We start from the raw sequence: 25,767 nt of genomic DNA, 5'->3' as shown, positions 1-25,767 counted from the left end.
CTCTTATATTCAATAGCTTAGATACGTTAAAATCAGTTAGTCTATTGAATCAAATTTGATTATGATTGTCTTAACTTTCACCTTTACTAATTTAAGAGTGTACATTGAATAACCAAACTACTTTTTATCTTGCCCGTCATGGACAGACTGAATGGAATGTTGCACAGCGTATTCAAGGTCAACTAGACAGCCCACTTACGCCACAAGGCAAACAACAAGCTGCATTATTAGCAGAGCAGTGTCGCCAATTAAATATCACTAAAATTTTGACTTCCCCCTTGGGCAGAGCAGTGCAAACCGCGGATGTTTGTGGACAACTCTTACAAATAACGCCAGTGCCAGTGAAAGGTTTTGAAGAGCGTCATTTTGGCGATTGGCAAGGTAAATTTACCCATCAAGTGAATACGTTAAGTGATTATGATGAAATAACTTCTCAGATTACCGACTGCAAACCCAAGCATGGTGAGAGTTCAAAACAGTTAGTAACCCGTTTTGAAGCAACCTTACGAGAAGAGCTTAAAAACGCAGCAAAGGAAGTTAGTTTAATCATTATTCATGGTGATATCTTACGTTGTTTTATGGCGCAGTTTATCCCTCACCTAACCCCGAATTCGGGCTCTAAGGATAACGTAAGCACAGGTTATGATTATAAAAATGCCGAGCTGATAGCATTAAGTTACGATCAAGATTCTGGTACTTTTACAAGCCTATGATGGTTTTTTTCACCCTAGTGATTGCTTTGGTTATTGATTACTTTATTGGTGAGCCTAATCGTTACCATCCATTAGTCTTATTTGGCAATCTAGCGAATACGCTGGAAAAAAAATTAAACAAAGGTACGCCGCAACAACGCTTTATTAAAGGTATGTTTAGCTGGGCTATATTAGTGTTACCTGTACCGTTGATTTACTTACTCTTAATGTGGATCTTACCTGTTTATCTCTTACTATTAGTTAACATCTATATTGTGTATTGGGCCGTGGCATTAAATAGCCTTAACCAACATGGTATGCAAATCTATCAGCCTTTAAGTGAAGGTGATTTATCAAAAGCACAGCATTTTTGCTCTTACATTGTAAGTCGTGACACCAGTGAACTTGATGCCCAAGCGATAAGCCGAGCAACCACTGAATCCATGTTAGAAAATGGTCACGACGGCGTAACTGCGACCTTAATCTATTTTGTATTAGGCGGCGCATCATTAGTTATTATACATCGCTTAAGTAATACGCTGGATGCGATGTGGGGATATCGAAACGAACAGTTTAACTATTTTGGTAAATGCAGCGCCCGTATTGATGATCTATTAGGTTTTATCAGCGCTAAAATCACCGCTTTATTATTTGCAATCATTGGCTTGTTTAATGGCACTGCACAACAGGCATTAAATAATGCTTATCAACAGAGTAGAGACTATAAAAGTCACAATGGTGGCTGGGTGATGGCATCAGGCGCAACGGTTTTACAGGTTTGTTTAGGCGGCAGTGCGGTTTATTTTGGCAAAACAGTGGTTTCTCCACAATTAGGGGAAGGTGAAGCAGTACAAAGTAAACATATCGCTGCAAGCTTAACGTTAGTAAAAAAAGCAGTATTACTTTGGTTGTTGATGGTTGCATTATGGCAAAGCATTTTGTGATTGGTACATTTTTAATTTATAAACAACAGATTAAACAAGGTTTATTAAAATAATGGCAATAATACATGGCGGACAGCTGAGTAAAGTAGCAAAGCAGTTTGCGATACCTGAACAAGCATGGTTAGATCTTTCAACGGGTATTGCGCCATTTAGTTATGCTATTCCTACGATTCCAGAAAAAATATGGCAAGATCTCCCAACTATTTCACCGAATTTAATTACCGCTGCACAGCAATATTACCAAGCCGAATTCTGTTGGCCTGTTGCAGGCAGTCAACAATTAATCGAAAAATTACCATCACTTTGGAACGATAAAAATAGTGCGATAAAAGCAGGGGAAGTAAAGCATGCGTATTTGCCTAAAGTCGGTTATAAAGAACATCAACGAGCTTGGTCGTTAGCCGGTTATCAACTGCATTTTTATCAAGAATTTTTGCCAAATAACATCGAAAAAAATAGCGTAGTGATAGTGATTAACCCAAATAATCCACTTACCGATACTTTCTCTATCCAACAACTAACCCAATTAAAAAAGCACTGTCAGCAGCAGCAAGCACTGCTTATTATTGATGAAGCTTTTGCCGATATTTTTACACCTGAATTCAGCTTTGTGCCTCATATCACCAATGATAATGGATATGAGGACCTGATCGTATTGCGTTCATTTGGTAAGTTCTTTGGCCTAGCAGGGATCCGCATCGGCTTTGCATGCACCACTGAAATATGGCGAGATATCATTAAAGAAAGTATTGGTCCTTGGTCAATTAACGGGCCTGCATTATTTATCGCTGAGCAAGCATTACAAGATACACAATGGCAAGCCGCACAGAATGAACGACTTAATCAACAAAGTGAAGCGATGCAACTATTGCTGAAATCGTATTTATTGAATGCACGCATTGAAGCGAATGCTTTGTTTATTACTGTTTTCTTAGATAATGCACCTGATATTTATGAAAAATTATGCCGCCAAGCTGTATATGTAAGGTTAACAGATGAAGGTAACGCTCTTCGATTTGGTTTAACTGATATGTTAAATATGCAGCGTTTAGATGAAACATTAGCGACAATTACTTAAGTACCTGAAATCTTAATATGTGAGCGCTGTAAAAGAGTGGATAATTATCAATATTGAATACCTACAAAGTAAAGTAGCCTGTTAAAAAAATAGGTGTTACTTTGAATCTTGTTTTATTTTTAGCGTGATAAGAGCCTTAAACCTAAACCGAGAGATATGATCATGAAAAAATTAATACCATTACTATTTTTATCATTTTTTGTAACTAGTTACAGCCATGCATCTGAGGGTGTTACTTCTGTTGCGAGCCACCATTCAGTAAAAGAAACCGCTGATAGATTTGTAGATATATTGTCTAAAAAAGGGTTAACTCTTTTTGCGCGTATTGATCACCAAAAAAATGCGAAAAGTGTCAATCTGGAGCTAAGAGAAACAGAAGTGCTAATTTTCGGGAACCCAAAAGTAGGCACACCATTAATGCAATGTGAGCAACAAGTTGCGATTGATTTACCACAGAAAGTGTTAATTGCTAAAGACGCTGACGGGAACGTGTGGTTATCTTACAATGACCCTGAGTACATAAAGCAACGCCATCAGGTGACTGGATGTGATGCTGTATTTTCCAAAGTAGCTAATGTATTAAGTGCCTTGACCAACGCAGCTGCAAAATAGTATCTCCCTTCTAAATGAGTAAAGTAGTTTCCTAGAGACTACATTACTCATCTCATTGCAATAATTACCCAGTGCAGAGACAGTTAATTCTTCCCCAATAAACCTTTATCACTTCCTATCAATATCAACTTATTATGTATCTTCTATAAGTCATTTTATTAAAATAGCTTCATTTCTAGGCCATTATATTAAATAAAGCTATCTAAACTCTGGGCAGGAAAAATAAACTAGTTTAAAGCATAAACTGAGCCTTGCTAAGATTAACCTCGTTGATCGTCTGTCGAAGAATGAAAGAAAAAGTATTTATTCTTTAATGGCAGTTCCCTTACGAAATTTACAACGAAGAAATAAGTTATTTTAACAAGTAAAATAGAACAGTTAATTAGTATGATTGATATAGTAGCCTGACATCTATTCAATTTTAATAAGGATATTTATGAAACTCTCTCAAATTGCTTTACTTTCTATGGCTGCATTAACGTTTAATGCACAAGCTGATTTACTCGATGATATTCAAGAAAAGGGTGTTATCACGGTTGGTACAACGGGTGATTATAAACCTTTCTCTTATTACGATGGTTCAAACTACTCTGGTTACGATATTGATGTTGCTAAACATCTTGGTGAACAGTTAGGCGTAAAAGTAGAGTTTGTACAAACGACGTGGAAAGGCTTAGTGCCTAATCTACAAGCGGGTAAATATGATATTGCCATGGGAGGAATTACTCGTCGTATCTCTCGTCAACTAGCAGCAGAACAATCACAAGGTTACATGACTTTTGGTAAACTATTTTTAGTTGCCAATGGTAAAGAAGCGCAATTTGATACCTTAGCGGAAGTGAATCGTCCTAGCGTAAAAGTCGGAGTTAATATTGGTGGCACTAATGAAAAATTTGCCGAGCAGTTTTTAACGGAAGCGACTTTAGTAAAATATGAAAACAACTTAGATGTTCCTAAAGCTGTTGCCAATGGTGATGTAGATGTAATGGTAACTGAAACACCGGAAGCGCTTTATTATCAAACGATTAATAAGAAACTACAGGCTGTTCGTGAAGAAAACCCATTTACCAAAAGCCAGTTTGGCTACTTAATGCCAGTGGGTGAACAGCGATTACTAAATACTGTTAACTTCATAATGGATGAGATGAAGCTTAAAGGTGTAGATATTCAATTAATGAAAGATAATTCGCTAATGTAAGCTTATACCCACAAATATAAAGACACTTACCTTTTTGGCGAGTGTTTTTATATTGCTCTAATTACCCACACCGAAGTATCTATAATTGGCTTTATCTGTGCTATTGTTTTTATTAATTTTTTATTTACAGGTTAAACTATGAAGGTTGTACTTTAATGGAACTTTCAGGGGAATATGCGTCTAATATATACTCCGATCTAGAAAATGACTGCATTGAATTGTTGTTTGTATGTCTTCATTTTTATTGGTTCTTATTCGCATTATAAAAAATTTATTTATAATGAGGATATTATTTTAAGATCCAAGCATTTTCAATGCTTTATAATTTTTTAGGTGAGATATGAAGTGTATTTTTATTGGTGGGGCAGATCGAAGTGGTACAACCATGTTGGCTTCTTTATTAGCCAACATCAAAGATAGCGTGGTTGCACCAGAATCCTTATTTAAAACAGACATCCCATTTGAATCCCCTATCTCAATTGAAAATTATAGCCAGCAGCTTAATAAAGATAAACGCTTCAAACGCTGGGGCGTAGATACAAGCCGACTCAATAACACTGATTATCAAACCTACGATGATATCTACCAAGACATCTTAAGTTTGTACTCTTCAAACCCTGCACCACAATATTGGATCGATCACTCACCAAATAACTTAATGTATGCAAAGTTACTTAACTCAACATTTAAAGAGAGTTATTTTATACATATTGTTAGAGATGGACGGGCCGTTGCAAATTCACAAATACCACTAGAATGGGGGGAAAATACTTTCTTACAATCATCAAGAGCGTGGTTAAACAAGATTTTATATGGCTTCATGGCGCAAAGCTTATTCCCCGAAAAGACGATTTTAATTAAATATGAAGATTTACTTTTAGACAGCGAAAAAGAGATTGCAAAAATATTAACGCTTCTAGGTAAACCACAGCTGAATGGCGCTTCAATAAACAATGACTTTGTGCCTGACTTTTCAAAAAAACAGCACGCGTTGGTAGGGAAAGCGCCTGAAACAAGCCGTTCACAGGCTTGGAAAGCAAAACTAACTCAACAGAATATTGCAGATTTTCAATACTATGCTGGCGATGCATTAAACATTTTAGGCTACGAGTTAATTGATACGGGCACTCTCAAAGTAACGAAAATACATATCATAAAAGAATTTATAAAAGAGCTGTGGTTTAAAAAAGTAATTAACCCACGGAAATATAAGTTGAAACGAAAATAACCTGTGCTCTCTCCCTCCTTTCTTTCCGTCCTGCTTAATATTTTATATTTTTAACATCTGGTATCAATTAAAGCGTCAGGACAACATAGTGCATTGTTTTTAAATTAAAAGTTTGATTTAGCCTTTCTCTTGTAACAAGTAGAGATTTCTATTTACTTGTAGGTATTTGATTTTTTTAGTTAACTAGCTAAAAGGTGGTAGTTACTAGTGTTTTTGTTCGAAATTAAAACGATATCTTTTTTTATGGAACTAAAGCTGTTATTAATTAACGAAAGTAAGTGACAAAAGAGATCTAAATCACTAAAATTTATTCATTAGTTGTTTTTTTTTGACAAAATTAATTGTAACAAATGGCTTTAAATTGTTGTGAATATCAAAGTTAAGCTGAATTGATAGCTAATATAGTCTTTTATTTAGCAATCGAGTTAGTCATTTTAAAAATAACGAGAACTAGTGGCTTGGAATAAGCGACTAGCTGTGTAATATAAGTTTTAGATAAACGTTTAAACGATCAGCTTTTAACTTTAGAACAAGTACAACGGATTGTATTTTTAGCTTTGTGCAAAACGGCTCAATACGCTAACTCAGATAAACGGAATGTCTAATCAGTAAGTCTTTCCTTTTTGTTTTATCTTTTGATATCCACTTGTTTTATTCGGCGATTGCCATTTTTACATAAAATGTATTTGCTCTTTTTTCTTTTGTAATAAAGTACTTAATTTCTATTATCTAAAAAAGCATAAAGCAATATAAGTAGGGCTTGTTTTACTATTTATATAAAACTTAATTTTTAAAGGCAGTAAAAATATGAAATATTTAGTAACAGGTGCAGCTGGTTTTATTGGAAATTTTGTGTCAGAGCGTTTATGTGATGCTGGGCATGATGTTGTTGGGTTAGATAACTTAAATGATTACTATGATCCTAATCTTAAACTAGCTCGTTTAAAACGCCTTGATAAATTTAATAACTTTACCTTTGTAAAACTTGACTTAGCCGATAGAGAAGGCATGCAAAGTTTATTTGCTGAAGAGAAGTTTGATCGCGTTATTCACCTCGCAGCACAAGCTGGTGTCCGTTATTCTATTGAAAATCCAATGGCTTATATCGATTCTAATTTAGTGGGCATGGCTACTATTTTAGAAGGGTGCCGTCATAATAAAGTGAAACACCTAGTCTACGCTTCATCAAGTTCTGTATACGGTATGAATGAGAAAATGCCATTCTCAACTGAAGATGAAGTCAACCATCCTGTTTCTTTATATGCTGCTACTAAAAAGTCAAATGAGCTAATGGCTCATAGCTATAGCCATTTATACGACTTACCTACTACAGGGTTACGTTTCTTTACAGTATACGGCCCATGGGGACGTCCTGATATGGCACCGTTCTTATTCACTGATGCTATTTTAAATGACCGCGAAATTAAAGTGTTTAACAACGGCAAGATGAAGCGTGATTTTACTTATATTGATGACATTGTTGAGGGCATTATTCGTATTCAAGATGTCGTACCCGTGCGTAACGCCGATAACCCAAACACTTCCCCTTCATCAGGTAAAGCGCCTTATAAAGTATTTAATATCGGTAATAACGAACCAATTGCATTAATGACGTTTATCGAATCAATCGAAAAGGCTGCCGGTAAAGAAGCAAAGAAAAATTTTATGCCAATGCAAGCAGGTGATGTACCTGCGACTTTTGCAGATATTGATAGTTTAAAAGAAGAAGTAGGGTTTAAGCCTGATACAAACATTGAATTTGGGATGCAGCAGTTTGTTGACTGGTTTAAAGATTATTACAAAGTGGACAAGTAAAAATGATTAATGACGTCTGCTCTCCAACCGTATCGATTATTACGCCTGTCTATAACGGAAACGCATACATTGATAAATGTTTTTCCTGTATTCAAAGCCAGTCATATCAAAATATAGAGTGGGTTGTTATTAATGATGGATCTCAAGATGCTAGTTTAAGTAAATTACAAAAAATAGCTTCTGATTATTCAAACCTTACTATTATCGATCAGAAAAATGCTGGTGCTGCTGAAGCTCGTCGTGTAGGTGCTCAACGCGCACGAGGTGATTATATTGCTTATTTAGATATCGACGATGCAATTTCTGAAGATGCTATTCAATTAGCCATGGCTAAATTTAATGAAGAAGTAGATCTTGTTTTATTTAAGCAAATTAAAGTAGGTGGCGATGAGCCAATTCATTTTAATATGTTTACTGATAAATGGCCTCAAAAGGGGATTGATGTTTTTAAATCTTGCATCGATGGTTGGGGGGCTCATAGCTTTGGAGTATATCGCAAAGAAGTGTTTAGTAATGCTTATGTTGACTTAGATAAATTTGAATCACTTTCTAAAACTTATAAAGACGAATTATTGTCTCGAATTATTTTTGCCGAAGCAAATATGGTGGAGTATTGTGAGGGCACGTATTTCTACGATTTAAACGATGACTCGGTTAGTAAAAAGTTTAATGCAGAGTATTTTAAAATCGCTCATAACGCTTTTGCTTTAGAACAGCATATGAAGAGCCAAAATAAAGATATAAGCATAGAACGTATGTATAGCCGTTTATATTTTGATCTGTTAGGCCGCTATCTAAAGTGGCGAAAAGAATTGGTTAACAAAGATGAGTGGCGATTAACACTATCGAATTTAGCAAAACATATATCGATAAAACAAGACATAAATAATTGCATTACGAAATCTCAATATATAAAAATAGTACCTCGTTTATTATGTTTAACTTTTTTTAAAGTGCGTTTTTTTACGAGGGTAATATAAAATGAATCAGCAAAAGTCTGTGATGTCAGGTATAGGTACAATGGCAGCATTGACTATCTCTTCTAAATTAGTACGTTTACTAATTTTAATGATAACTGCACGTTTTCTTACTCCTGAAGATTTTGGGGTGGTTGCTGCTTTTACCATGGTATTTGCTTTTGCTTATTTACTTTCTGAAATGGGTATAGTTAGAACTATTATTCAAAGACCAGAAATCAATATAAAACATATCGGTAGTGCACTCGTTTTATCAGTCTTTTTGAGTTTAATTGTTGCCTCTTCGCTTATATTATTTAATGACTATATTTCTAAAATTTTAACTATTGATGACATAAGCTTACCTTTAGGAATATCTAGTATGATGTTCTTGTTGCTTGGAGTCAGTAATGTTTGTTCCGCTTTATTACAAAGAGACGGAGAAGTTGTTTTTATTGGGAAAGTTCAAGCCTTCGGGACAATTTTTGGTAATGTTTTTGTTACTATTCCGTTGCTTTATTTTGATATTGGATATTGGGCAATTATAATTGGCTTATGGGCTTCTGAGCTTATTTCTGTTGTGTTTATTTTATGTAAGAATTTTAAAAAACTTCATTTTAAGGTTTATAGGAAAGAGGCAATTGAAATTGCACAATATTCTTCTGCGTTCTTCTTAAATAATACATTAACTTTGTTAAGCCAACAAATTGATGTAGCTATTGTTAGCCGATTTATGGGGAGCGTAGCGTTAGGTAATTACTCAAGAGCAATGCAGTTAGTTGAGTTTCCTAATCAAGTGTATTGGTTAGTTGTTGATAGAGTTGTTTTTCCAGTAATGTCTACTATGAAATCAGAAAAAGAAAAGCTAACTTTATTTTTTTTAGAATCTATATCTTTACTATCCCTAGGCTTAACTATAGGAACTGTTGTATTAATTTTCGGGTCCCATGAAATAGTCTCACTAATGATGGGGGAGCAATGGGGAGTTGTAGGAGATATATTGCAGGTATTGGCAGCTTGTATCATCTTTAGAGCTCTTACTGCATTTATGGATTCTTTTTTGGCTGCTTACGGCTTAGTTAAAATATTAACAATAAAGCAAATTTTCTCTTTATTTCTTTTAGTTATTTCTATTTGGTCGGCTCTAGACTATGGAGTAATAGGAATTGCTTACTCTGTTGTTATAGCTAGTGCTCTACGTTTTTTTTTAACATTACTTTTAATCGTTTTAAATACTTATGTTAAAACTAGTTTGTTGATTAAAGCATTTATTCCTTCGCTATTTTCATCATTAATAATTATTTTTATTTACTTCTTACTTTCTCAGTTACCAATATTTATTGGATTGTTTGGGGTCATTGTCGCGGTTATTTTCTTATTGTCGACATATATTCTTTTTCCTATGAAAGTATTAATGTCGGAAAGTGGAGTTAATTTCCTCAGTATTATAAAAAAACGTTACTTTAAATCTTAATTAAAATTTAAGGTCTAAATGATAGTGTTTGATAACTTAATATTATATGAATGTTGTTTGCCATTTATAGCCTTTTAGTAACTAGTATTATTTTTAAGGGGGGGCTGGAAAAAGATATTTAATTTTTTAGATTTTATGTTTTTTGTGATATTTATTCCTCAGTTTTGTTTGATTTAATACTGCTAATTTAGAGGAGGAAGCATTACAACTGACCATTATAATCTTCTTAGTGAATATGTAATGTGCAGTATTAGATTTTTTCTAATATTTATTGGTTAGAGTTTGGTTATTTGGATTTTATTACTCATGAAAAATGGCTATAACATATTTGGTTATTATCTGTTGAATGGCAATTTTATATTTTTTATTCGGTACTTTTGATATTTTAAAATGAAGTACTTTTCTTTATAAACGTTAAAATTTTTTAAAGAAACTTGAAAAAGCAAACATCATAATTCTTAAATGATCGTGTTGGTTTCATCAACATAATTTAAAGCGGCATATATGACTTTAACAAAACAAATTTTAAATGGCTCAATCTGGAGCTTGATAGGTAATTCATCTTATCAAGCTTCAGGTCTGATCATATTTGTAATTTTGTCTCATATTCTAACACCTATTGATTTTGGGACTGCTGCTCTCGCTATTGTTTTTGTTGAGTTAAGTAACGTCATCGTACGATATGGGTTAGTTGAAGTCGTAGTGCGAAATACAAAAACTAATGATGACATAATTGAAAATAGTACTTTTATAGCGACATTATTACTTGGTCTTATTACTTGTTTTTTATTCGTTATTTTATCGTCTTATTTAGAGTTGGTTTTTGATGCTCCTGGCTTGGCTATCTCATTACAAATACTTTCTGTTGTACCTTTAATGCAGGCATTATCCTCAACGCCTGAAGGTATATTAAGAAGAGAGTTTAAGTTCAAAGCTCTGGCTATTCGTTTATTATGCTCAGCAGTTTTTTCGGGAGCCGTAGCCATCTATCTTGCTTATCATGATTTTGGTTTTTATAGTTTAATTATCCAAAAGGTTATCTCAACTGCGATTCTATTATTTTTAGTCTGGAGAAGTGTCAAATGGCGTCCTAGCTTTAATGCTTCTTATTTAAATCTGATTGATATATTAAAGCAAGGGCAGCCAATTCTTTTAAGTTCGTTAATAGGTAAAAGTATTTTTAGGTTTATCGAATTAATTGTTGGCTACTTTCTAGGTGTGGCTGTATTGGGGCATTTAAAGATCGCAAGTAAGTTGTTGGATGCTATTGTGCAATTTACCATTAAACCCATTGTTGATGTCTCCTTTTCAGCTTTTGCTAATTTAAAAGATTCGCCAATCAAACTTGAAGAATGCTATTTAAACTTCATTAATACAGCCGCTCTATTTTCTTTTCCTGCTTTTATCGGGGCACTGGTTATTGGCTCTGATATAGTAAATTTAATTTTCGGAAAGCAATGGGAAATCAGCGGGGTCATATTTTCTATTTTATGTCTAGGTGGAGTGAGTGCATCACTAAACTATTTTTTCTCTCAACTTTGCCACGCTTCACACAACTCACATATCCCATTTAGAATTCGTATTATTGAATTTATTGTGATTATTACGTTAGTTAGTATCTCTTCTCAATTCTCTATTTACTATGTAGCGTATGCAAATGTTGTAGTCGCAACATTAATAAGTTTCATTATGTTATTAATTTTAAATAGAAAATTTTCGTTTTCAGTAGCTCGTATCATTAAGAGTATTACCCCTTCGTTTGTATCAGCTTTGTTTATGGGGGGAGTGGTATATATTTGTTTACAAACATCTTTAAATACTTTTGAACCGCTTATAAAAGTTATTGTGAGTGTTGGAGTTGGGTGTGGTGTATACGCATTGTTTTATCGTTTTGTTTTTCCTAAAAAAACATCAGAAATTATTTTAAATATAAAAAAATTACGAAAATGATTGTTAAGTTTGACAAATTTAGGAATGTATTTTGAAAGACAAATGGATGTAAGGGAACTATGAAACTATTAACATTGCAATTTTTGAGAGGGATAGCTGCAGTTGTTGTAGTAGCTTATCATGTTCATGGTTTAATTATTAAGCGTGCATCAGAGTTAGGCGCTGATCATCCATTTTGGTTAGCTGAAAACCAGTTTGTAAAAATTGGTGCGATAGGTGTAGATGTTTTTTTTGTGTTGTCTGGGTTTATTATTTTTTATACCTCTCGTCATTCAAGTGATTTATGGCTCTATATAAAAAAACGAGCCGTTAGAATTTATCCTATTTGGTTTGTTGCTATTTTCTTTATGGGTGTCATTGCGATTTTACCAGGTACTTCAGCAGTTTTTGAGTGGAAACACGTCTTATACTCTTTGTTATTAATACCCCACTATACAGATGGAAGCCTGGCACCTTTCTTGAAGATAGGGTGGACTTTAAATTACGAAATTCTATTTTATAGCTTATTTGGGATTTGTCTCATCATAACAAAAAATAAAAGGCTAGAGCTAATCACAGGTATTATTGCTTTATTATGGATTATTTCGGGTATTGTAAATTCTAATTTAGCTTTGTTTGCTTTATTGCAAAACCCTATCTTATTCGAATTTGTAGTAGGTGGTTGGTTAGCTAGGTTTTATTTAGCTGGTTTTACTATCACTAAAATGCAGGTGTATGCTTTGCTACTAATCGCATTGATCTGGCTATCATTATTTTTCTATTCTACTTGGTTATGGCATTACACCTCTCTTATTTCACGAGCTCCTATTGCTATCTCTATTTTTGTTATTGCTGTTTTTTACTGCCCAATACGTGATTGTAAAGTTCCTAATTTATTTATTTATTTAGGTGATGCATCTTATTCAATCTACTTGTTCCATATGTTTCCAATCATGGTGTTAAGTGGGGTGTTTAAGAAAATACCTATCGTTGAGTTTATCAATATCCCTATCGTTATTGTTTGGGGAGTTATTACGCTTATTTCAATACTTTTTGGGTGCATTGTGTATTCGTTAGTAGAAAGAAATTTAAATCTATATATGAAAAGGTTTGTGATTAAATGAAAATATTAATGCTTACTTGCCAGTATATGCCTGATGTTTTTGGTGGGGCGGAGAAACAATGTGGTCGTATATCTAAAGGTTTGAGAAATAAAGGCTTAGAGATACAAATCCTAACTTCACGCCAGCAGCACAAAGGCAAGGCAAAAGAGGTGTTAAATGGAGTGCCTGTAAGGCGTTTGTATTCACCTATAGCGCCTGACTTATTGGGGCGTTGGTTGCCTTTCTCTGCTTATTGGTTGTTGAGAGTTCTCGTATGGGGAGTTTTTAACCATAAACAATTTGATGTTATTCATTGTCACCAGGGGAAATTTGGGGCTTTTGTTGGTTGTTGTTTTGCTCGTTTATTTAAGAAAAAAATTTCTATTAAAGTGGGCAACTCCAATCAGTTTATGGATTTTAATGCATTAAAAGCTAAAAAATTTGTTGGACCAATCATGGCTGACTTTGTGTTGAAAACTAACCCTACTGTGGTGGCTATCACCGATGTTATTGCTCAGAACTGTAAAGATTTTGGGTTTAATAACATTATTAATATACCAAATAGCATTGATACTAACTTGATCGATATGCAGCAGTACACTGAACAGCCAATACAAAAAGCTAATGATGTGATTAACCTGTTTTATCATGGACGATTGGAAAACATTAAAAAAGTTGATGTATTAATGGAATCATTTGCATTGTTAGTAGCCGAACATACAAATATACATTTTCATTTGATTGGCAGTGGTAGTGTTTTAGCCTCTGCTAAAGATTATATTAAACAGCAAGGTTTAGGCAGCAAGGTGACGTTCCATGGTGAAGTGAACGACCCCGTTGTATTCATACAGCAATTTGATGTGTTTGTTAATGCTTCTGAGGCTGAAGGGTTTTCAAATTCATTATTAGAGGCTTTATTAGCGGGTAAGGTACTTGTTTCTACGCCAGTGAGTGGGGCCAGTGATGCGATATACCCTGGGAAAAACGGTTATATATCAGATTCTTTTAAAGCAGAAGATATTAAAAATAGCACAATAAAAGGGATTCAATTACATAAGCAAAATACTGAGTCTGTTAAGCATTTTTCTGCTCAGTTAATAGCAGACAACTTTACCGTCGAGGTCATCGCAGAACAATATTTAGCACTTTATAAAAAATTAACAGGGACAAATAAATGAAAGTTTTAATTGGCATGACACGTTCGGATACTATTGTATCTGGTTCATTTAAACATATTTGCCAAATTGGTGAAAAATTTCGCAAGGAAGGTGCAGAGGTCGTTTATGCCATTGGTGGTAACGGTGAAGCAATAGACAAGTTACGTGACTCTGGTTTTAAAGTGCATGCATTGACTGATTTAAAAAGAGAAGTGAGTCCGTTAAGTGATCTTTTTTCTTTATTGAAGTTGGTGCGGTTAATTTTATGTGAAAAGCCACAGGTTTGTTCATGGCACACTGCCAAAATTGGTGCATTAGGGCGTATGGCGGCGATGTTAACCTTTAAACGTTCTTATTATGTGCCGCACGGTGTACCTTTTGTTAACACCCCAGAAAACAAAGGGTATAAAAAGTATCAGCTAATTGAAAAAATGTTGTCTATTTTGCCTTCCAAAATTATTGGTGTGTGTGAATTCGATAAAAATGAATATTTACGTATCGGCGTGCCAGATAAAAAATTATTAGTGATCCGTAACGGGATGTTAGGCAAAGAGAATAATACGTGGCAATTAACCGATAAACCGGTGCATTTTATTACAGCCGCTCGTTTTGAAGATCAAAAAGACTATGTGACTTTATCTGCTGCTTGTCATCAGCTGTTAGCTGCGAATAAAGCTTTTACACTGAGTATTTATGGTGATGGTCAATATGAATCAGAAGTAAAAGCACGCTTTGCTGACTTTCCTGAAGGTATGATCCATTTTTGTGGTGTGGTGGATAACTTTGCTGACAAGTTAGCGGAAGCAGATGTATTTATTTTATCTAGTTTTTGGGAAGGACTGCCACGCAGTATTATTGAAGCAATGGCTTGTAAAAAAGCCGTAGTAACTTCTGATGTTGGAGGGTGTTCTGAATTAATTATCGAACAAAAATCTGGATACTTAGTGCCAATAAGAGATGCTAAAATCATGGCTCAATCAATGATTGAATATGTCGATGATAAACAAAAGGTTGTTGATCATGGATTAGCTGCTTATACGCTATATAAACAAAAGTATTCATTACCTGTCATGCTAACCAGCTATGCTGAAGAATATGGTGTATTAAAGCCAAAGCAGGGTGTTTAAAATGACAGTTAGCGTATCACTGATTTGTCCCGTTTATAAAGTGGCTGCTTATTTGCCTGAGCTAATGAAGAGTCTATTAGACGGTGTTAATAGTGAGCAAGTAGAAGTTGTTTTTGTTGATGATTGTTGCCCTGAACAATCTATCCTGGTTTGTGAGCAGTTCCTCAGCGAACACGCTGAACTGATTAAATTTCAATATAAAATTATTAAGCAGTCTGTTAACCAAGGCCAAGCAGCCGCTCGAAATGTCGCATTAGCTATTGCTCAAGGCGAATATATTGGTTTTATTGATTCTGACGATGCTATTTCTCCCTATTACTGGGAAGCTTTACGCCCTTATGCGCTTGCTGCACAATATGACATTATTGAATTTACCTTTGAAGAGTTTAAGGAAACGTTACCTGAAGTTAGTAAAACTGATATTACCGAGTTACCTTCTTCAAACTTAAATCCTTTTCATTATGGTTTTTTTGTTTGGACAAGGTTATACAAAAAATCCATTGTTGAGGAGTTACGCTTTCCTGAAGGGGTGATTTTTGAAGACATATTTTATAACGTACATGCATTTTCAGAAGCAAAAAGCACCTTACGCTTATCGAGTTGTTTAGTATTTTATAGAAAACGTGAAGGTTCAACAACCAGCGGCAGAACGTCGAGTTACTCTAACCTTTTACTTAACTTAGTTAATTCAACAAATTCTACAATTGAGTGTTTTCAAGATAAAGCTGAAGTAGTTAGTCAGGTTGTTAGATATTCGTTTTTGGTTAGCCTTAAAGGTTTTACAATTAAAGATCGTAGTGATCGTCGCCATTTCTTTAAACAGTGCAAGAAAATCAATTTATCTTTTACTCCGTTATTAAAGCAATTTAATCATTCATTAATGGTTAAATTTAAATTTAAATTTTCACAATTTATTTGCTCGATAGGGAAATTTTTATAATGAAAAACCATAGTCCGATTGCATTTATCCGGAGTGATTTATTTCGCTATGAAGGGGAATGCGATTTAAAAATATTTGTTAAGTTATTAATGAAAAATCCTTATTTTCGCTTTCAAGTTTACTTGAGAATGACACAGGCTAATAATTACTTTATATCGTGTTTTTTTAAATTATTAAAAGCAGGTTTGGGTAGAAAAGTGAATGTTCAACTAAGCCCTAAAGTGTCGATCGGATATGGCTTATACATCCCGCATGGAAATATTGTTGTAAATGCGAAGACAACAATTGGTAATAATTGCAGTTTACTCCAGTTTGTGTCTATTGGAGCTATGAATAACAGCATTGCTGCGACGATTGGCGATAATGTCTACATTGGCCCAAATACAAATATTGTCGGTGATATTGTCATTGGTAACAATGTTGTGTTAGGTGCTGGAACTGTCGCAGTTAAAGATATTGAAGAAAGTGCTGTTGTTGTCGGTTCACCTGCGAAGGTGATCAAGAAGGTCGATGATATTCACCAATATTCAATTCATTTATGCAGTGATGAGTTTATTAATAAGGCTCCAAAATGAAAAAAATAGTACATATCACCAATGACCTTCAACGCCTGGGCGGTGTCCAGCGCTTGTTAGTTGACCTAATGACTTTACAAAAAGACGATTTCCAGTTTGAAGTGATTCTTACTCGAGGTGAGAATGAGTATGTTGACGAGTTAAAGCAATTAGGGATAAGTGTTTACCATAAGCGTGATATCGGTTTACGTGGTGTTATTAAACGTATGAATGCAGCAGATTTAGTGCATGCACATCTTTTTCCGTCATTGTATATCGCATTACTAACGTCGACACCTACAGTTATTACTGAGCATAATCCACATTACCGACGTCGTGATATTCTTTTTATTAAAACGCTGGAAAGTCTACTCTTTCGTAAATTTAAAAAAACTGCTTGTATTTCTAACGGCGTTCAAAATGCTCTATTAAGGGATTTAAATTGGTCTTCTAATAAGACTGAGGTTATATGCAATGGGATAGATTTAAGTCGATTTTCATTAAAACGCAAAGAGCTACCCCTTGAAAACAAGCAATTTAAAATAGGTATGGTCGGTCGTCTTCATCCTCAAAAAGACATTAAAACACTAATAGATTGTATTAAATTGTTAGACAGTCATTGCGAACTCCATTTAGCTGGAGATGGCGAGTTACGTTCACAGCTTGAATCTTACGCTAATGAAATTGGTGTCTCGGATAAGGTTTATTTTTATGGGCAAGTTAATAATATTCCTGAGTTTTTAGAATCCTTAGATCTTTATGTGCAATCATCAAATTGGGAAGGGTTTGGGCTGGCTGCAGTTGAAGCTATGGCCGCAGGTCTTCCATGTTTAGCGACAAATGTTGAAGGACTTAATGATATCGTATCAAAAGAGGCTTTGTTTAATGTTGCTGATGTTGAAAAGCTACTAGCATTAATTACAGATATTAAAGGATCGGGAGAGCTGTACGTTAAAATGTCTTTAGCTTCATTGCAGAAAGCGCAATATTTTTCTGCTGAAAATACTGCATTAATGTATCAGCGTTTTTATAATGGAAATATGAAATGATACCTGAAGTAGCTTTACACAAAATATATTTAGAAACACCAACTATGCTCAAATATAAACGCATGTTAACTATTTTAGCTGCGTCTATCTTGCCTTTATATTTCTCTATGTTTCGTTACCATGTCTTTGGTGCAACGCTAAGAATTGCTGACTTAGTTTGTGCAGTTACTCTTTTTCTGACATTGCTTATTTTTCCTAAATTTTATTTAAAGTTCTTTCAAGTCAAGTTCTTACCAATGTGGTTGTTAGTTGGCTATATTATTGTTCAGGGAATGCTTTTAGAGAACACTGCTAGTTCAGTTAAAGAGTCCATTCAGTTCTTATGGGTATGTTTTTACTTGGGAATTGCTTCAATTTATACTCAGTGGGATAGTAAAGCCTTCTTCAAATGGATGTTAATATTTCTTGCTCTATCCGCTTTATATACCATTTTTTATCACTTTTCTTTAGGGCATTTTACACGTTATAAACTTGCTTCTGATGGTAAGTATGCCTTTGGCTTATTAACAGTACTGTTATTATTAAAAGCTAATAGCTCTAGTGAACGTAGATATTGGATCTATTTTGCGATGAGCTTAATACCACTTAGTTTGTCAATGGAGCGGAAGGGGGTATTGGGAGTTATTTTAGTGATTATATTAGTCGCTTCAATAAGAGTGGTGATTGCTAAACCAAAACTTAAAGGAGCTGTGATATTTTTAACTGGATTTACTATGTTATTTATCCCTTATCTTTTGACTCAAGCGAGTGATTTTATTGATGGTAAGATTTATGAAAGTTACTTTTTAGATGAAAAATTGGCTCTTTTTACATCTAATATGCATAGAGAGAGCTTATTAATTAATGCCTATCAAATCATTAGAGACAATTTCTTTTTTGGTATTGGTGCCGATAGGATAACTGAGTTTATGGGTCAGTTTTATGCTGACCAACGCCTTAATAATGGTGCGCACAATTTTTATATGGACATGTCTGTAAAATATGGAGTTATTGGCCTTTTCTTACACTTATTATGGGCTGCCGTGCTATCTTTTTTTAGTTATTCAAGTAAAAGGTTTTCAATAAATCTCCTACTGTTTAATCTGTATTGTTTGTTTGTAATTACTTTTATGGCTGATGGACAAGCGGTGTTAATAGTTTTTCTGTTTTCTTTTCTAAATCCTTACTTATTTGAGCATCATGATTAATTCTATTCAATATTTACGTGGAATTGCCGCCATTTTAGTTGTTTATTATCATTCAACCATTAAGGCTGTACAAAATAATATAACTGACGCATCAATTTTTAATGTTGGGGAGTCAGGTGTTGATCTGTTTTTTATTATATCTGGGTTTATTATTTGTTTTGTAACGGATAATAAAAATTTCAAGGTTTTGAATTTTTTAAAATCTAGAGTGCTTAGGATTATTCCTTTATATTGGTTTTTTACTTTAATTGCTTTAATTGCCTATTTTTTAGTGCCTACGATGGTTAATAGCAGTGGCGGTAAAACACTTATTTTGGAATCATTTTTTTTAATTCCTACTGAAAGTAAATATTTGATTCAAAATGGTTGGACGTTATCTTATGAGTTTTATTTTTATTTAATCTGTTCTTTTATTCTTGTTTGTAGGTTAAATAAAATATGGCTATTAACTTTATTGTGCTTATTGCCATTGATAAGTTATTTACACCCATCATCTATATACTTCTTTTTTGACCAATTCTTACTAGAGTTTGCGATGGGGACTCTGTCATACATCGCTTATCATAAAAAAGTTAACAGCTACTTACAAATTAGCTGCTTATTAGCTGTTTTAGTACTGTTCCTATTGTTAGTTAATGTCGCAGGGTTGTCTAATCGGTTTATTATCTATGGTTTACCAATGTGGTTGATTTTCCATATAGGTTTATTAATTAATAATAAATTAAATGTTTTTGAGCTAAGTATTTTAGGTAAACTTTTACATAATTTAGGTAATTCCTCATATTCGCTTTATTTATCCCATACTTTTACCTTGGTTGTTTTCAATAAAATATACCTTTACTTTTTTGGGGCGGGAGAGCTTTTTAGTTATCTATTATATCTGGTAGTTAGTTCATTAATAGTTGGGCACTTGGTTTTTATATATATTGAAACTAATTTAAATAAGTATGCTAAAAGCTTATTTAAATAAGCTATAAAGTGACATATTATTTTTAATTTTCATCTAAAGTTTTTGTTTTATTTGATTTTTATTGCTCAATATATTCTTTTGATTTTTTAGTTGTGAGTTTTTATTGAGCACTTGTCTAACACATATGGGGTACTTATTTGTTTTGTTTTTTACTTGTTGTTTTTTAATAAGTTTTTATAAATTTATATGTGATAAAATTAAGTATTTTAATTCTCATTTTTTATTTGAGAATACTTTTTTTCGACGTTTTAAATATTGTTAAACACCGTTTGTTTTGTTATTGTGATCACATTTTTGTGATCCAATGAAGCGATCTATATAGAGTGATGTAAAGGGACTTATGACTGAACAAGATTTCGTCAAGAATAATATAAATCAATTGTCTGCGGTATATCGGATTGTTGATTTTTCCATTGTTCAATTTTTGTTGTTTTTCTGTATTGGCGCTCATTCTATTGAAGTGAGTGATCCTTATATTATTGTAGGTCTTATTGGGTCACTCTCTTTCATTATTTTTGCTGAAAATATTCGTTTATATCGTTCGTGGCGAACCGGATCGTCTTCCCGTCTATCCCTTTATACTTTCCTAAGTTGGTTCTTTGCTGTTTTTATGGTCGTTGTTTATCTGTTTTTCAGTAAAATGAGTGACGATCTTTCTCGATTGGTTATTGGTTCTTGGTTTATTAGTAGTGCGTTGTTGTTAATTGGCTGGCGTATGTCCTTTCGTTTATATCTATACAAACGTCGTCGTAAAGGTTTGAACACTAGACGAGTTGCCATTATCGGCTTAACTAGCTCTGGTTTTCGTTTGGCCACTGAATTTGCTAATCACCCCGAAATCGGCTTTACATTAAGTGCTTTCTTTGATGACAGAACCAATGACCGGTTATCAGCTAACTCTAAGTTTTTCTCAAAGTTACAGGGCGATATAGCAACAGGCATTGAGTTGGCTAAACAGGGGAAATATGATCTTGTTTATATTGCTTTACCCTTAGCCGCACAAAAGCGCATTGAATCTATTTTACGTGAATTAGGTGATACCACGGTTGATGTGCATTTAGTGCCTGACTTCTTTACTTTTAACTTATTAAATGGCCACCTTTCTCATGTTGGCTCTATTCAAACGATCAGCGTATATGAATCACCATTAAGTGGGCTTTCTTCTTTCGCTAAGCGTTTGGAAGATCTTATTGGTGCAACGCTTATATTGTCGATGATTGCGATTCCTATGTTGATTATTTCTATTTTAATTAAGTTGGATTCACGTGGTCCAGTTTTCTTCAAACAGAAACGTTACGGTTTGGATGGAAAAGCGATTAATGTTTGGAAGTTCCGATCTATGACGGTTGCTGATAACGGTAGCGTAGTGAAGCAAGCCACCAAAGGTGATGCCCGTATTACTAAGTTAGGCGCTGTATTAAGACGTACATCTCTTGACGAACTTCCGCAGTTTATTAATGTCTTGCAAGGGCACATGTCAATTGTTGGGCCTCGTCCTCATGCTGTTGCACACAATGAAGAATATAGAAAGTTAGTCGATTTTTATATGTTACGCCATAAAATGAAACCAGGCATTACAGGCTGGGCTCAAATAAATGGTTGGCGTGGCGAAACGGATACCCTTGAAAAAATGGAAAAGCGTATTGAGTTTGATTTGGAGTATATCCGTCAATGGTCGTTGTTGCTCGATATCAGAATCGTATTTTTAACTGTTTTTAAAGGATTCATTAATAAGAACGCTTACTAATTATAGTAAATAGTTGTTGAATGCCTCGGTGTTGAAGAAACAAATTGTTTATTTTAAAAACGCTGTCGTTGAGCGCTTTATTTAAGGATGAAAAAAGTGAAATATTTTACCCTTTTAGCACTTTCTCCTGGACTTGTTGTTAACGCTTTTGCAACAGAGTTTGATCCTGCTCCTATTAAAGTTACAGATGGTTTTTTAGTTGTGCCACAGTTAACAAGCAGCGTGGAGTTCGACGATAATATTTATGAGCAGGAAGATGATACAACTTCTTCTGCTATTTATATTGTTTCTCCCTCTATTCGTTTTGGTGTTGATGACGGGATTAACCGTTATGGCGGTTCTTATCGTTTAACTGCTGCAACTTATGAAAACGGTAGTGAAGATGATTATGTGGATCACCGCTTAAGTTTATTAGCACACTCTGAATTTACAGATAGACACCGTACAGACCTTACTTTTTCATTTGCCAATTTACATGAAGACAGGGGTAGTGGCCTCAGTGAAGGTAATGCCTCTTTTTATAATGAACCTATTAAATACAATGAACTAACTGCTAGAGGTTACTATCAATTTGGTAGCCTCAATGCGTTAATGCGAATTGGTGGTGGGGTTAATTTTATTGATAAAGATTATAGGAATTTTAGAGTCACGACTCAGTTTGATGACGTGAGTAAGCTTACCTTTTTTGCTGATGCAGATTATCAAGCGGGTAATGTAACTTATTTAACTTTTGATATATCAACAACTGATGTTAAGTATGAAGAATTAGAAGCTGGTGAAGATAGCAGTGATAACAAGGACTCTAGTGCCTTGCTTGGTTTTAGATGGCTAGGATTAGGTAAAACAACGGTCACTGCTAAAGCCGGTTATCAATATAAAACTTTTGAGTCAGATAGTCGTGTTAATTTCTCTGGTAACACAGTGGAGCTTGGCGCAACTTGGCAGCCGCAAGAATATTCTACTTTTAATGTGAGTTTTAGTCGCGCAGCGAAAGACTCAAGCACAGTTGGAGATTACATCCTTGAAATTGATAGTGCATTAGCTTGGAAGCAGTCTTGGACTGAAGATTTTGACTCTACTTTTAAATTCACTTATACCGATGAAGATTATGTTGGTTTTGCTCGTAACGATAAAACCAAAAACTTGGCATTAAATTTAAATTACACTGTAACTCGCTGGATAAAATTGAACGCGGGATACCAATTTACTGATAAAAACTCAACAGAAACCGACATTAGTTACGATAAAAACTCGGTTAATATAGGGATTGTGGTTGCTTTATGATGAATTACTTTTTTGTTTTACTAATGTTTTTCTCCTCTTTTAATTTGTTTGCTGCAGAGCTAACAAACTATCGCTTAGATGCAGGGGATGAAATTAAAATTTTGGTATATGACGAGCCAGACTTAACCATTGAAACCGTCATCAATGATGACGGAAATATTAACTTCCCATTTATTGGGCTTGTTTCTGTGACGGGTAAGACCTTACCTGAAGTACAAAAAGTGATACATGATGGGTTACTGGGGGATTATCTATTAAACCCTTCTGTACAAGTCGATATTATCACTTATCGCTCTTTTTATATCCATGGAGAAGTCAACCAACCCGGTGGTTATCCATATAAACCAGGGTTAAATATTGACCAAGCTATTGCATTAGCAGGTGGGTTAACCGCTCGTGCTTCAGTTTCAAAGATATACCTTAAAAAGTCACAAACACAAGGGGAGCAGAAGGTTGAGTTAACCTATGCGGTTTCACCTGGTGATATTATTACTATTAAACAGAGCTTTTTCTAACAAGCAATTGGATCATAAATATTATGCAATCAGTTAATAAACCTTTAAATTCACAAGAACAAGTCATTGATCTGAAAGCTTATTGGTCTGTGATGATGAATGCAAAATGGAAAATTTTAGGTTTTTCGTTGTTCATTACTATTTTAGTTGCGGTCTTTGTCACGAGTTTAACGCCTATTTACCGTGCAACGGGCTCGTTATTGATAAAAACCAGTACCGATAATACGATTTCAATTGACTCAGTGTTACCTTTGGACACTAGCCGTCAAGATTACTTTTTGACTCAGTTTGAAATTTTAAAATCACGTTCTGTATCTGAGCAAGTGATTGATAAGCTTGATTTAGGCGCAAATAAAGAGTTTATGCCTGATGATGAAGTGAGCTTAAAAAAAGAACTAACTGATTACATTAAGTCTTTATTACCTGCGGAGTTAGATAGTAAGGAAGAGAAAACATCACTGAGCCCACGTAGTGAAAAAGTAATGTTAATTGATGCTTTTCAATCAAAATTAACGATTACTCCTGTTCGTAATACTCAACTTGTTAATATCTCTTTTGATGCCAAAGATCCTGAATTAGCGGCACTTGTAGCAAATACGGTTGCGCGTGTTTATATAAATCAAGAAGTATTAGGTCAATCTACTTCAACGCAAAAAGCCGCTGATTGGTTGGAGATAAGATTAGAAGAGTTACGTGTTAATCTTGAAGAGTCAATTAATGCATTAGAAGCGTACCGTATTAAAGAAAACCTAATTGATTTAAACGCAACAGGTGTACGTAGTATCGCCAGTGATGAGCTAGAGAGCTTAACGGACAGTTATTTAAAAGCAAAACAAACTCGCTTTGAAGCAGAAACGCTTTATTTGTTTGTTAGTAATGCCAGCGGTAATGATATAAATTATTTGATGAGTTTGCCTGAAATTAGCCAACATCCACTGATCACTAATATTAAAAATATTGAAAACCAAACACAGCAAAAGGTGTCTGAGTTAAGTTTTCGTTATGGTGATAAGCATCCTAAATTGGTCGCAGCGAAAGCACAATTAGCATCGATTCAAGAGGAATTGAAACAGCAAGCTAATAAGTTAGTAAGAGGCTTTGCTAAAGAGTTACAAGCAGCGAAAAATAATGAACAACGTCTGATTAATGAATTAGAACAAGAAAAGCGTAAATATCAAGATATCACTAGTACTGAACAAGGTTATTTAAAACTGCAGCGTGAAGTTGAAGCGAACCAAAGTCTTTATGATACATTTTTAACACGTTATAAAGAAACTGAAGTCACTACTGACCTTGATGTGCAACAAGCTAAAATCTTAGATAAAGCAGAAGTGCCGCTATCACCTATTAAACCCAATAAAAAATTACTGGTTATTTTAGCCTTTATTGCTTCGTTTGCTTTTGCGGTTGTCTATGCATTTGTGATTGATGCGTTAAATGACACTTTCAGAACGGCTGCCGAGATTGAATCTAAACTTGGTTTACGTTTGCTAGGCTTATTACCGTTAATTAAATTAAAGCGTAATCAATCTTTATCGCCTCATGTATTTTTTGATGATAAGAATAAAGCATTTTCTGAAGCGGTTAGAACCTTGCGCACAGGCTTTGTTTTGTCACATATTGATGATCAACATAAAGTCGTACTCGTTACCTCATCTATTCCTGGTGAAGGTAAGACGACTACCTCAATTAATATTGCGTTTGCGATATCTCAAGTTGAAAAAACGTTATTGATTGAGGCGGATATGCGCCGTCCAAGTTTCCTTGGTGTATTTAAATTAGGGGCTGAACAAGCTGGTCTATCTAACTTAATTTCAGGATCTGAAAAACTTGAGAATGTAATTGTGCATGATGAAGCATCTGGACTTGATATTTTACCTTCTGGTTTTATACCGAGTAATCCGCTTGAATTATTATCAAGCGCGAAATTTGATGCGGCGATGGTGATTCTAAAACAGAAATACGATCGTATCGTAATTGACTCTCCACCTGCTTTAGCTGTGAGTGATGCGTTAGTGTTATCTAAACGTGCAGACTCTGTTATTTATGTCGTTCAATCTGATTCTACGAAGCAAGCTGCTGTTAAAAAAGGTGTGTCTCGTTTAATGCAAGTTAACGCTCACATAGATGGTATTGTCTTAAATAGAGTAGATATCAAAAAAGCAGATAAAGAAGATTACGAAGGCTATTATGGCTACGGTCAATAAT

The 25,767-nt window shown here is 34.4% G+C and carries 22 protein-coding genes; all 22 read left to right on the top strand.

The features are described 5' to 3' along the window. Nucleotides 1-104: 104 nt before the first annotated feature. Nucleotides 105-713 (top strand): histidine phosphatase family protein, encoded by a 609-nt coding sequence (locus tag OW492_RS12700; protein ID WP_290040456.1) that lies wholly within the window; start codon nt 105-107, stop codon nt 711-713. After that, a complete protein-coding gene (cbiB, locus tag OW492_RS12695) occupies nt 710-1,636 on the top strand; it encodes an adenosylcobinamide-phosphate synthase CbiB (RefSeq protein ID WP_290040454.1) in 927 nt (308 codons plus the stop codon). Before OW492_RS12700 ends, cbiB begins: the two co-directional genes overlap by 4 nt. Nucleotides 1,637-1,688: 52 nt before the next feature. Next, nucleotides 1,689-2,714 (top strand): threonine-phosphate decarboxylase, encoded by a 1,026-nt coding sequence (locus OW492_RS12690; protein ID WP_290040452.1) that lies wholly within the window; start codon nt 1,689-1,691, stop codon nt 2,712-2,714. Between the two features lie 162 nt (nt 2,715-2,876). Further along, nucleotides 2,877-3,326, top strand: coding sequence for a DUF302 domain-containing protein (locus tag OW492_RS12685; protein WP_290040450.1), 450 nt, complete (start codon nt 2,877-2,879; stop codon nt 3,324-3,326). A 436-nt stretch (nt 3,327-3,762) separates the two neighbouring features. Beyond that, nucleotides 3,763-4,524 carry a transporter substrate-binding domain-containing protein gene (locus OW492_RS12680; protein ID WP_290040448.1) on the top strand — a complete coding sequence of 254 codons (762 nt, stop codon included), beginning with the start codon at nt 3,763-3,765 and terminating at the stop codon, nt 4,522-4,524. 340 nt (nt 4,525-4,864) lie between these two features. Continuing rightward, nucleotides 4,865-5,752, top strand: coding sequence for a sulfotransferase (locus OW492_RS12675; protein WP_290040446.1), 888 nt, complete (start codon nt 4,865-4,867; stop codon nt 5,750-5,752). A gap of 807 nt (nt 5,753-6,559) precedes the next feature. Continuing rightward, nucleotides 6,560-7,567, top strand: a complete 1,008-nt coding sequence (locus OW492_RS12670) for an NAD-dependent epimerase (RefSeq protein WP_290040443.1) — start codon at nt 6,560-6,562, stop codon at nt 7,565-7,567. A 2-nt stretch (nt 7,568-7,569) separates the two neighbouring features. Continuing rightward, nucleotides 7,570-8,547: a glycosyltransferase gene (locus OW492_RS12665; protein WP_290040441.1), complete on the top strand. Its 978-nt coding sequence runs from the start codon at nt 7,570-7,572 to the stop codon at nt 8,545-8,547. Between the two features lies 1 nt (nt 8,548). Next, complete coding sequence (locus OW492_RS12660; protein WP_290040439.1) at nt 8,549-9,997, top strand: oligosaccharide flippase family protein; 1,449 nt, start codon at nt 8,549-8,551, stop codon at nt 9,995-9,997. Between the two features lie 504 nt (nt 9,998-10,501). Then, nucleotides 10,502-11,947 carry an oligosaccharide flippase family protein gene (locus tag OW492_RS12655; protein ID WP_290040437.1) on the top strand — a complete coding sequence of 482 codons (1,446 nt, stop codon included), beginning with the start codon at nt 10,502-10,504 and terminating at the stop codon, nt 11,945-11,947. A 59-nt stretch (nt 11,948-12,006) separates the two neighbouring features. Next, a complete protein-coding gene (locus OW492_RS12650) occupies nt 12,007-13,050 on the top strand; it encodes an acyltransferase (RefSeq protein WP_290040434.1) in 1,044 nt (347 codons plus the stop codon). Beyond that, the gene (locus tag OW492_RS12645) at nt 13,047-14,207 is read left to right on the top strand and encodes a glycosyltransferase family 4 protein (protein ID WP_290040432.1); all 1,161 of its coding nucleotides are present in this window, start codon (nt 13,047-13,049) and stop codon (nt 14,205-14,207) included. The genes OW492_RS12650 and OW492_RS12645 overlap by 4 nt, the downstream gene beginning before the upstream one ends. Further along, nucleotides 14,204-15,313 carry a glycosyltransferase gene (locus OW492_RS12640; RefSeq protein WP_290040430.1) on the top strand — a complete coding sequence of 370 codons (1,110 nt, stop codon included), beginning with the start codon at nt 14,204-14,206 and terminating at the stop codon, nt 15,311-15,313. The genes OW492_RS12645 and OW492_RS12640 overlap by 4 nt, the downstream gene beginning before the upstream one ends. A 1-nt stretch (nt 15,314) precedes the next feature. Then, nucleotides 15,315-16,253: a glycosyltransferase family 2 protein gene (locus tag OW492_RS12635; RefSeq protein ID WP_290040428.1), complete on the top strand. Its 939-nt coding sequence runs from the start codon at nt 15,315-15,317 to the stop codon at nt 16,251-16,253. Continuing rightward, entirely contained in the window at nt 16,253-16,828 is a 576-nt protein-coding gene (locus OW492_RS12630; RefSeq protein ID WP_290040427.1) for a hypothetical protein, read from the top strand. Before OW492_RS12635 ends, OW492_RS12630 begins: the two co-directional genes overlap by 1 nt. Continuing rightward, the gene (locus OW492_RS12625; RefSeq protein ID WP_290040425.1) at nt 16,825-17,856 is read left to right on the top strand and encodes a glycosyltransferase; all 1,032 of its coding nucleotides are present in this window, start codon (nt 16,825-16,827) and stop codon (nt 17,854-17,856) included. The genes OW492_RS12630 and OW492_RS12625 overlap by 4 nt, the downstream gene beginning before the upstream one ends. Continuing rightward, nucleotides 17,853-19,043 carry an O-antigen ligase family protein gene (locus OW492_RS12620; RefSeq protein ID WP_290040423.1) on the top strand — a complete coding sequence of 397 codons (1,191 nt, stop codon included), beginning with the start codon at nt 17,853-17,855 and terminating at the stop codon, nt 19,041-19,043. Before OW492_RS12625 ends, OW492_RS12620 begins: the two co-directional genes overlap by 4 nt. Beyond that, nucleotides 19,036-20,013 (top strand): acyltransferase, encoded by a 978-nt coding sequence (locus OW492_RS12615; protein WP_290040421.1) that lies wholly within the window; start codon nt 19,036-19,038, stop codon nt 20,011-20,013. The genes OW492_RS12620 and OW492_RS12615 overlap by 8 nt, the downstream gene beginning before the upstream one ends. 340 nt (nt 20,014-20,353) lie before the next feature. Continuing rightward, nucleotides 20,354-21,760: an undecaprenyl-phosphate glucose phosphotransferase gene (locus tag OW492_RS12610; RefSeq protein WP_290040419.1), complete on the top strand. Its 1,407-nt coding sequence runs from the start codon at nt 20,354-20,356 to the stop codon at nt 21,758-21,760. Between the two features lie 96 nt (nt 21,761-21,856). Beyond that, a complete protein-coding gene (locus OW492_RS12605) occupies nt 21,857-23,044 on the top strand; it encodes an outer membrane beta-barrel protein (protein WP_290040417.1) in 1,188 nt (395 codons plus the stop codon). Then, nucleotides 23,041-23,559, top strand: coding sequence for a polysaccharide biosynthesis/export family protein (locus OW492_RS12600; protein WP_290040414.1), 519 nt, complete (start codon nt 23,041-23,043; stop codon nt 23,557-23,559). The genes OW492_RS12605 and OW492_RS12600 overlap by 4 nt, the downstream gene beginning before the upstream one ends. Before the next feature lie 23 nt (nt 23,560-23,582). After that, entirely contained in the window at nt 23,583-25,766 is a 2,184-nt protein-coding gene (locus OW492_RS12595; RefSeq protein ID WP_290040412.1) for a polysaccharide biosynthesis tyrosine autokinase, read from the top strand. The last annotated feature ends 1 nt before the right edge of the window (nt 25,767 follow it).

The organism is Psychromonas sp. 14N.309.X.WAT.B.A12 (assembly GCF_030397575.1).
Lineage (GTDB): Bacteria > Pseudomonadota > Gammaproteobacteria > Enterobacterales > Psychromonadaceae > Psychromonas.
The sequence above is the reverse complement of the archived record's forward strand: the minus strand, read 5'-3'. Positions and strand labels throughout refer to the sequence as shown.

What these genes read in the sequence shown, in the direction of transcription:
- cbiB (WP_290040454.1), top strand. Translation starts at nt 710, where the DNA reads ATGATGGTTTTTTTCACCCTAGTGATTGCTTTGGTTATTGATTACTTT.
- OW492_RS12690 (WP_290040452.1), top strand. Translation starts at nt 1,689, where the DNA reads ATGGCAATAATACATGGCGGACAGCTGAGTAAAGTAGCAAAGCAGTTT.
- OW492_RS12685 (WP_290040450.1), top strand. Translation starts at nt 2,877, where the DNA reads ATGAAAAAATTAATACCATTACTATTTTTATCATTTTTTGTAACTAGT.
- OW492_RS12680 (WP_290040448.1), top strand. Translation starts at nt 3,763, where the DNA reads ATGAAACTCTCTCAAATTGCTTTACTTTCTATGGCTGCATTAACGTTT.
- OW492_RS12675 (WP_290040446.1), top strand. Translation starts at nt 4,865, where the DNA reads ATGAAGTGTATTTTTATTGGTGGGGCAGATCGAAGTGGTACAACCATG.
- OW492_RS12670 (WP_290040443.1), top strand. Translation starts at nt 6,560, where the DNA reads ATGAAATATTTAGTAACAGGTGCAGCTGGTTTTATTGGAAATTTTGTG.
- OW492_RS12665 (WP_290040441.1), top strand. Translation starts at nt 7,570, where the DNA reads ATGATTAATGACGTCTGCTCTCCAACCGTATCGATTATTACGCCTGTC.
- OW492_RS12660 (WP_290040439.1), top strand. Translation starts at nt 8,549, where the DNA reads ATGAATCAGCAAAAGTCTGTGATGTCAGGTATAGGTACAATGGCAGCA.
- OW492_RS12655 (WP_290040437.1), top strand. Translation starts at nt 10,502, where the DNA reads ATGACTTTAACAAAACAAATTTTAAATGGCTCAATCTGGAGCTTGATA.
- OW492_RS12650 (WP_290040434.1), top strand. Translation starts at nt 12,007, where the DNA reads ATGAAACTATTAACATTGCAATTTTTGAGAGGGATAGCTGCAGTTGTT.
- OW492_RS12645 (WP_290040432.1), top strand. Translation starts at nt 13,047, where the DNA reads ATGAAAATATTAATGCTTACTTGCCAGTATATGCCTGATGTTTTTGGT.
- OW492_RS12640 (WP_290040430.1), top strand. Translation starts at nt 14,204, where the DNA reads ATGAAAGTTTTAATTGGCATGACACGTTCGGATACTATTGTATCTGGT.
- OW492_RS12635 (WP_290040428.1), top strand. Translation starts at nt 15,315, where the DNA reads ATGACAGTTAGCGTATCACTGATTTGTCCCGTTTATAAAGTGGCTGCT.
- OW492_RS12630 (WP_290040427.1), top strand. Translation starts at nt 16,253, where the DNA reads ATGAAAAACCATAGTCCGATTGCATTTATCCGGAGTGATTTATTTCGC.
- OW492_RS12625 (WP_290040425.1), top strand. Translation starts at nt 16,825, where the DNA reads ATGAAAAAAATAGTACATATCACCAATGACCTTCAACGCCTGGGCGGT.
- OW492_RS12620 (WP_290040423.1), top strand. Translation starts at nt 17,853, where the DNA reads ATGATACCTGAAGTAGCTTTACACAAAATATATTTAGAAACACCAACT.
- OW492_RS12615 (WP_290040421.1), top strand. Translation starts at nt 19,036, where the DNA reads ATGATTAATTCTATTCAATATTTACGTGGAATTGCCGCCATTTTAGTT.
- OW492_RS12610 (WP_290040419.1), top strand. Translation starts at nt 20,354, where the DNA reads ATGACTGAACAAGATTTCGTCAAGAATAATATAAATCAATTGTCTGCG.
- OW492_RS12600 (WP_290040414.1), top strand. Translation starts at nt 23,041, where the DNA reads ATGATGAATTACTTTTTTGTTTTACTAATGTTTTTCTCCTCTTTTAAT.
- OW492_RS12595 (WP_290040412.1), top strand. Translation starts at nt 23,583, where the DNA reads ATGCAATCAGTTAATAAACCTTTAAATTCACAAGAACAAGTCATTGAT.